Below are 6,100 nucleotides of genomic sequence, written 5' to 3'. Positions count from 1 at the left end.
CCAATCTATAGGGGGTCAATTTTGGACGCCGATCCCCCGGCTTACGGGGTCAATATTGCAGGCCGAATGACAAGCTGTGATCTCGCGTGCCCAATAGTGGGCGCTACCGCATGCTTCCATTCCCACTAGGCATGCTGGCAGCTTCTCAAAGAAACGCAGAACTTCGCTGCGCCGCAGCTTCCGGTTGAACATGGGCGAGCCCTCGGCATCCGCTCCGTGAACCTGGAAAACCTGCTTGGCCAGATCCAGCCCGATGGTGATAATCTCTTTCATGGAACGGCCCCTCCTTTGTGGCGTTCGAACAACGACCACGTTCTAGCACTTTGATGCTGTTGGAGCGGGCCGTTCCACCACATCAAGTTTGGCGACCATACGCCGTTTTACCGGCAAGCCGAGATTTATGCCCGACAGGGGATCCGGCTCGATCGGGCGACGCTGGGCAACTGGTCAGGCCGTGCCTGCTTCCATCTTCAGCCTGTCGGCGATCACATGCGCCATCATCTGGCGAGCGCGGATCGTCTGTTCATGGACGAGACCACGGCACCGGTGCTCGACCCGGGGCGCGGCGTGACGAAGAAAGGCTACTTCTGGGCGATCGTCTCCGACGATCGCGGCCATGGCGGCCCAGGTCCGCCGATCGTGTTGTTCCGCTATGCCCCCGGCCGCAGCGGCGCCTTCGCCGAGCAGTTCCTCGACGGCTGCAACGGACGCTTCCTTCAGTGCGACGCCTATGACGGATATAATCGGCTCACCGAGGTCGTTCGACTACAGGGACCGTGGACGCTCGTGTATTGCTGGAGCCATTTGCGCCGGCGCTTCGTCAAATTGGTCCGCAACAGCAAGTCTCCGATCGCCGAGGCCGTGGTGCAGCAGATCGCCCAACTCTATGCCGTCGAAGCCACGGTGCGGGGCTCATCACCGGACATCCGGCTGGCCGCGCGAAAGGCGCATTCGCGGCCCATCGTCGCCGCGTTGAAGCCGTGGTTTGGCTCGACGCTCGCCGAGGACATCCGCTACGGGCTCAATCATTGGCAGGGACTGACGCGCTTCCTCGATGATGGGCGTCTCGAACTCGACACCAATCCGGTCGAAAACGCGATCCGGCCGATCTGCCTGACCCGTAAAAATGCGCTCTTCGCCGGCCATGAAATTGGAGCAGAAAACTGGGCCTTGCTGGCGTCGATCGTGGCCACCTGCAAGCTCAACGACATCAATCCCGTCGCTTACATCGCCGAAACACTCGAGGCAATCATCGCCGGTCACCCGCAAAGCAAAGTCGACGACCTCATGCCATGGCGATTCCGCAAAACATCAAGCCAGCATCAATAGGGTTGCTGATAAGCGCTTACCATCAGGTGAGGCTTGATGCCGGCGAGCACCTTCTCGACATCAGTCGCTATGGTGCTGTCGCCGCACAGGAGCCGGTGCCGACCAAGCAGCCAAACGTCGCCTGATCGGGTAACGGGCTCCTTCGGGAGCTCTGGCACCTCGTCGGGATCGGTCAGACCTCAGTGCCTTGAGCAAGCAGCGCAATCCGCTCGGCCTCGCTGAAGCCGATCAGGTCCAGGTCGAAACCGAGAACCTCCAGTTCGCCTAGCTCGAGCCCTAGAAGCTCCTCGTCTCAGCCAGCGTTGAGGCTGAGTTTGTTGTCGGCAATCGTGTAGGCCTTCTTCTGCGCCTCGCTCCATCCGGCCGCCACCATGACCGGCACGTCGCTCAGCCGTAGCTTGCGAGCACCAAGAACGCGACCGTGGCCGGCGATGATGGTGCCGTCCTCGCCGACGAGGACGGGATTGGTCCAACCCCACTCGCGGATGGAAGCGGCGATCTGATCGACCCGAGCGTCGCTGTGGGTGCGAGCATTGCGCGCATACGGAATGAGCCGCTCGATCGGCCACCGCGCAATACAGTCGGCCGGCCATTTCTCTGTAGACGCTGCTGATGGCACGGAACTAAACACCTAGGCAAGCTTTTCATCCTCACCATCGTCGGGATCTGGGACTTCCAGGTCACGATGATCCGCTCGATTTTCTGGATATCGTGCTTGTCTTCGAAGCCGCCGGCATACTCGGCCAATCTCAGCAGCATGACCGTGCGCCTGGCCCACGTGGCGATTTGGATGGCGGCCGATCGTCCGCGTTCCTGTCGCCTTGGCGTAACAGTGATTGATCAGGCTGAAGCGTGAGCGATAGCGGCACCATCCAAATGGATGCCAACTGCCTGAAATCGTGCCGCCCGAATGGTCTAGCAACTCGCAACATTATTGCTCACAAACGACTGGCAATGCCGGTTGAATGGAGCGTTACTGTCGTGACAGCGCGAACGCGCTGGGATGGACCTGCCCCGCCGGCCTGTTGGCTCTGACGGGGCTTGCGGTGGTGGCGGCGATAATCGCTGCCCGAACCGGAGAAGGTCCAGATGGCGAAAACTGTTTCAAAGCGCAGTGCAAGCTCTCGATTCAAAAAGAGCAGGCGAAGGCAGCGCAATATAGCGCCACGGCAGGCTTCGCCCAAAGCCGTCCAGCGCAAATCGAAGATTCAGTCTCCGACGAGGTTGATCGGTAAGCAACGCGCCGACAGCAAGCAAGCAGGCGTGATTGCGCTGTTGCGAGCACCGGCGGGCGCGACGATTGCTGCCATGGCTGGCGCGACTGGCTGGCAGTCCCATTCGGTCCGGGGATTTCTTGCAGGCGTCGTCCGAAAAAAGCTTGGCCTCAATCTCATCTCTGAAGCGGGCTACGCCGGCCGCGTGTACCGGATCAAGAAAGAAGATGGGCCCGTTGGCGCGCCCAACACCAGCCGTGCGACGTAAGGCAGATGGCAGGTTCAAGAGGCCGCAAAGGTAGCCAGGCTGCGTCATTAGAACATGAGATCGCGCATTTGCGCGGGCTCGATCTCGCGGGGTTGCGGAGCAGATGGAAGGGTGTGTTCCGAAGGCCGGCACCATCTCACCTTTCCAGACATCTCCTGGTCGGCATTTTGGCCTATCGGTTGCAAGCCGATGAGCTCGGCGACCTCGCCCCAGACACGGTTCGTCTGCTCAAGCAACTCGGCGGCGGAGGCAGTACGGTGGAGGCCGTGCGATTGACGTCTGAACTGTCGCAGCGCAGGACCGCTCTCAGAGTAGGCACCATCTTGGTGCGGGAATGGAATGGAAATCCGCAGCGGGTCATGGTTATGGCCGACAACTTTGCTTGGAATGGCAGAAGCTTCGACAGCCTTTCGGCCGTCGCCTTCGCGATTACCGGCACACGGTGGAATGGGCATCGGTTCTTTGGTTTGCGAGACAAGATCAGAGCCGCATCCAGCGGCGGGGATGTCTCTTAATGACTACAGCATCCGGCAAAGTGGTCCGCTGCGCGGTGTATACCCGGGTGTCGACCGATGCCGGGCTGGACCAGGAGTTCAACTCGCTGGATGCCCAGTTCGACGCGGCGCAGGCCTATATCCGCAGCCAGGCCCATGCCGGCTGGTCCATGATAAAAACCAGGTATGACGACGGTGGATTCTCTGGCGGATCGACCGACCGCCCTGCCCTTCAGAAACTGCTGGCCGACATCCGGGATGGCAAGGTCAAGGTGATCGTCGTCTATAAAGTGGATCGCCTGACCAGGTCGCTGGCTGATTTCGCCAAGCTGATCGAACTGTTCGATCGCCACGGCGTCTCGTTCGTCTCGGTCACGCAGCAGTTCAACACCACCACTTCGATGGGACGACTGACACTCAACGTGCTTCTGTCCTTTGCGCAATTCGAGCGCGAGGTGACCTCCGAGCGGATCCGGGACAAGATTGGAGCCTCTAAACGCAAGGGTCTCTGGGTCGGCGGGGTGGTACCACTCGGCTATCACGCTAAGGATCGCAAGATAACGATGGTAGAGAGCGAAGCTGCCACCGTACGGCACATCTTCCGCCGATATTTGGAACTTGGCAGCCTCAATTTGCTGCTGTCGGACCTAAGAGCGGCCGGCGTGACGACACGAGTCCGGGCTCTCGCCGGTGGCCGAACAGTCGGCGGCATCCCGTTCACGCGAGGACCGGTGGCCTATTTGCTTCGTAATCGCTTCTACATTGGTGAGGTGCGGTACAAAGGCGAAATCTTTCCGGGCGAACAACCGCCAATTCTGGATCGAGGCCTGTTCGACGCGGTGCAGGCCAGGCTCGAGCAGCAGCGAACCCATCACACGACCACCCGGCAGACATCGGACGCGCTTCTGATGGGCCTGATCTTCGACGATCAGGGTCAACGCATGACGCCAACCTATGCCGTCAAGAATGGTGTGCGTTACCGCTATTACATCTCGTCGAGTTTGCACCAAGGCAGCAAAGCCAGGGCTGGGACGCTCAACCGGGTACCCGCGATCGAGATCGAAACTCTCGTCATTGCGGCAGTTCGCAAACGGTTCACTGTTCAGATGACGGCGCACCCCGGCTCAAGAACGATGCGGAAAGCGAACGCAAACGATCCCGCCGGACCGACCGACAAAAGCCTGATCGCGACTCATGTCCTGCGAGTCGATGTGATGTCTGGTCAACTCGCAGTGACGTTGAAATCAGTGCACCGAGGCTCCGAGCCTCAAGACGCCATGTGCGGGACCATCGCTGAACAATTATCGCCCCCGGCTGGAAATAAGGTCAGCTCAAATGAAGAACACCGCAATTCGATGGGGGCGCAGCTTCTCATTCCCTGGATCAAAAGACCTTCGAAGTTGCCGCGAAAAATCATCCGGCCATCCAACGTTGCTCTCGGAACAGACAATCGACCGATCCGCGCCGAAACCCGTGCCAAGCTTGTCGCCGCCATTGCAAAAGGCCGGCATTGGCTGGACGAGATTATCGTCGGCACGGTAAATATCGAGCAGATCGCAAATCGGGAAAGATGCAGCATTCGCCAAGTCAATATGACGATATCTCTGGCGTTCCTTGCACCGAACCTGGTCCAGGCCGCGGTCGATGGACGCTTGCCGCGGGGCATCGGTGTCTCCAATCTGCGCGATGCGCCTGCAGAATGGTCGCAGCAGTTGTCACTACTGGGCCTATCGTCCTAGCTATCCTCAAGCTCATCTGAGACCCTCCCCACGACACCAGGGATTCAGGAACAGAATTCTACGCACCAGAGACCTACGGGCCACGTCGTCTGTCTCTCGCTCCAGAGACCAGGATGCTTGCAGCAATAGCCGAAAAATCCCGGACGCAGCGAGCTTTTATACCAAATTCTCTACCTCGGCCGATCAAAGGGAATGCGTGGTGGGCCCGGCAGGACTCGAACCTGCAACCAGACCGTTATGAGCGGTCGGCTCTAACCATTGAGCTACAGGCCCGGGCCGGAGATCGCGCATGCAACCGCCCTCGGCGCAGGCATCCTTTACAAGGTCGGACGCCGCGCGGCAACGTCGTTCAGGCCGTGGAGGCCCCGCAAATGGTCGAGGCTTGAAGGACCTGGAAAACACAAGAAAGATGCGCGCCGAGGGCCCGGCGCGCATCTCCTGGCCGCGACCGCCGCACCGATTTAAAAGGTTGCCCGGGCCTTCACATAGAATGTGCGCCCCGGCTGCGGCAGGCCCCATGCCAGTTCGTAATTCTGATCGAGCAGATTCTTGACGCCGCCCGCCAGCTCGACATTTTCCATCAGCTTGTAGCTGACGTTGACGTTGGCGAGCGTATAGGCCCCGGTGCGGATATAAGGATCGGCAAAGGCGGCGCGGATCGGCGCGTTTTGAGCCTGGGTGCCGACGACGACGTCGCTCCAGCGGTCGCTCGCGATCTCAACGCTGGGCGTGATGGTGAACCGATCGATCGGCCGCCATGTAGCATAGAGGAATGCCTTGTGGGTCGGCACGCCGCTTGGCTTGAAGCCGGGCACGGACACGTCGCTGACGTCTCGCTGGATGAATGTATAGTTGCCGCCGAGCGCGAACTGCGGCGAGAACTGCGCTTCGAACGACATCTCGAAGCCGTAAAAATTGCCCTGGTTGATATTCTGCGTCTGCGACTGCGTCGGGCTGACGCGAACCGCCTGGATCAGGTCACGCACGTCGCTGTAGAAGACCGCTGCCGTCCCGCGCAAATTCGGATTGATATGGCCTTTCCAGCCCAGCTCATAG

General features: G+C 60.0%; 6 protein-coding genes, 1 tRNA gene and 1 pseudogene. 4 read left to right on the top strand and 4 right to left on the bottom strand.

The window, feature by feature from the left end; genetic code table 11:
- Positions 1–78: 78 nt before the first annotated feature.
- Positions 79–273 (bottom strand): annotated as a pseudogene (locus tag BGN91_RS09265) (IS110 family transposase); the annotation flags it as partial.
- Between the two features lie 81 nt (positions 274–354).
- On the opposite strand from BGN91_RS09265, the gene BGN91_RS09260 reads away from it, so the two are divergent.
- Positions 355–1,329, top strand: coding sequence for an IS66 family transposase (locus BGN91_RS09260; protein WP_292612495.1), 975 nt, complete (start codon positions 355–357; stop codon positions 1,327–1,329).
- Positions 1,330–1,621: 292 nt separating this feature from the next.
- On the opposite strand, the gene BGN91_RS09255 is transcribed toward BGN91_RS09260, so the two are convergent.
- The gene (locus BGN91_RS09255) at positions 1,622–1,948 is read right to left on the bottom strand and encodes a ParB/Srx family N-terminal domain-containing protein (protein WP_292612493.1); all 327 of its coding nucleotides are present in this window, start codon (positions 1,946–1,948) and stop codon (positions 1,622–1,624) included.
- A 470-nt stretch (positions 1,949–2,418) separates the two neighbouring features.
- On the opposite strand from BGN91_RS09255, the gene BGN91_RS09250 reads away from it, so the two are divergent.
- The 3 genes from BGN91_RS09250 to BGN91_RS09240 are packed head-to-tail and all read left to right on the top strand — an operon-like array spanning position 2,419 to position 5,044.
- Complete coding sequence (locus BGN91_RS09250) at positions 2,419–2,811, top strand: DUF3489 domain-containing protein (RefSeq protein ID WP_292612491.1); 393 nt, start codon at positions 2,419–2,421, stop codon at positions 2,809–2,811.
- A gap of 5 nt (positions 2,812–2,816) precedes the next feature.
- Entirely contained in the window at positions 2,817–3,326 is a 510-nt protein-coding gene (locus BGN91_RS09245) for a DUF2924 domain-containing protein (RefSeq protein ID WP_292612489.1), read from the top strand.
- Positions 3,326–5,044, top strand: coding sequence for a recombinase family protein (locus BGN91_RS09240; protein WP_292612487.1), 1,719 nt, complete (start codon positions 3,326–3,328; stop codon positions 5,042–5,044). The genes BGN91_RS09245 and BGN91_RS09240 overlap by 1 nt, the downstream gene beginning before the upstream one ends.
- A gap of 197 nt (positions 5,045–5,241) precedes the next feature.
- Here BGN91_RS09240 and BGN91_RS09235 read toward each other — a convergent pair.
- Both BGN91_RS09235 and BGN91_RS09230 read right to left on the bottom strand, forming a co-directional pair.
- Positions 5,242–5,317, bottom strand: a tRNA-Ile gene (locus tag BGN91_RS09235).
- A gap of 188 nt (positions 5,318–5,505) precedes the next feature.
- Positions 5,506–6,100, bottom strand: a 595-nt coding sequence (locus BGN91_RS09230) for a TonB-dependent receptor (protein WP_292612485.1), incomplete at its 5' end; no start/stop codon positions are given.

The organism is Nitrobacter sp. 62-13 (assembly GCF_001896955.1).
GTDB lineage: Bacteria > Pseudomonadota > Alphaproteobacteria > Rhizobiales > Xanthobacteraceae > Nitrobacter.
This window is presented reverse-complemented; position numbering and strand designations above follow the sequence as displayed.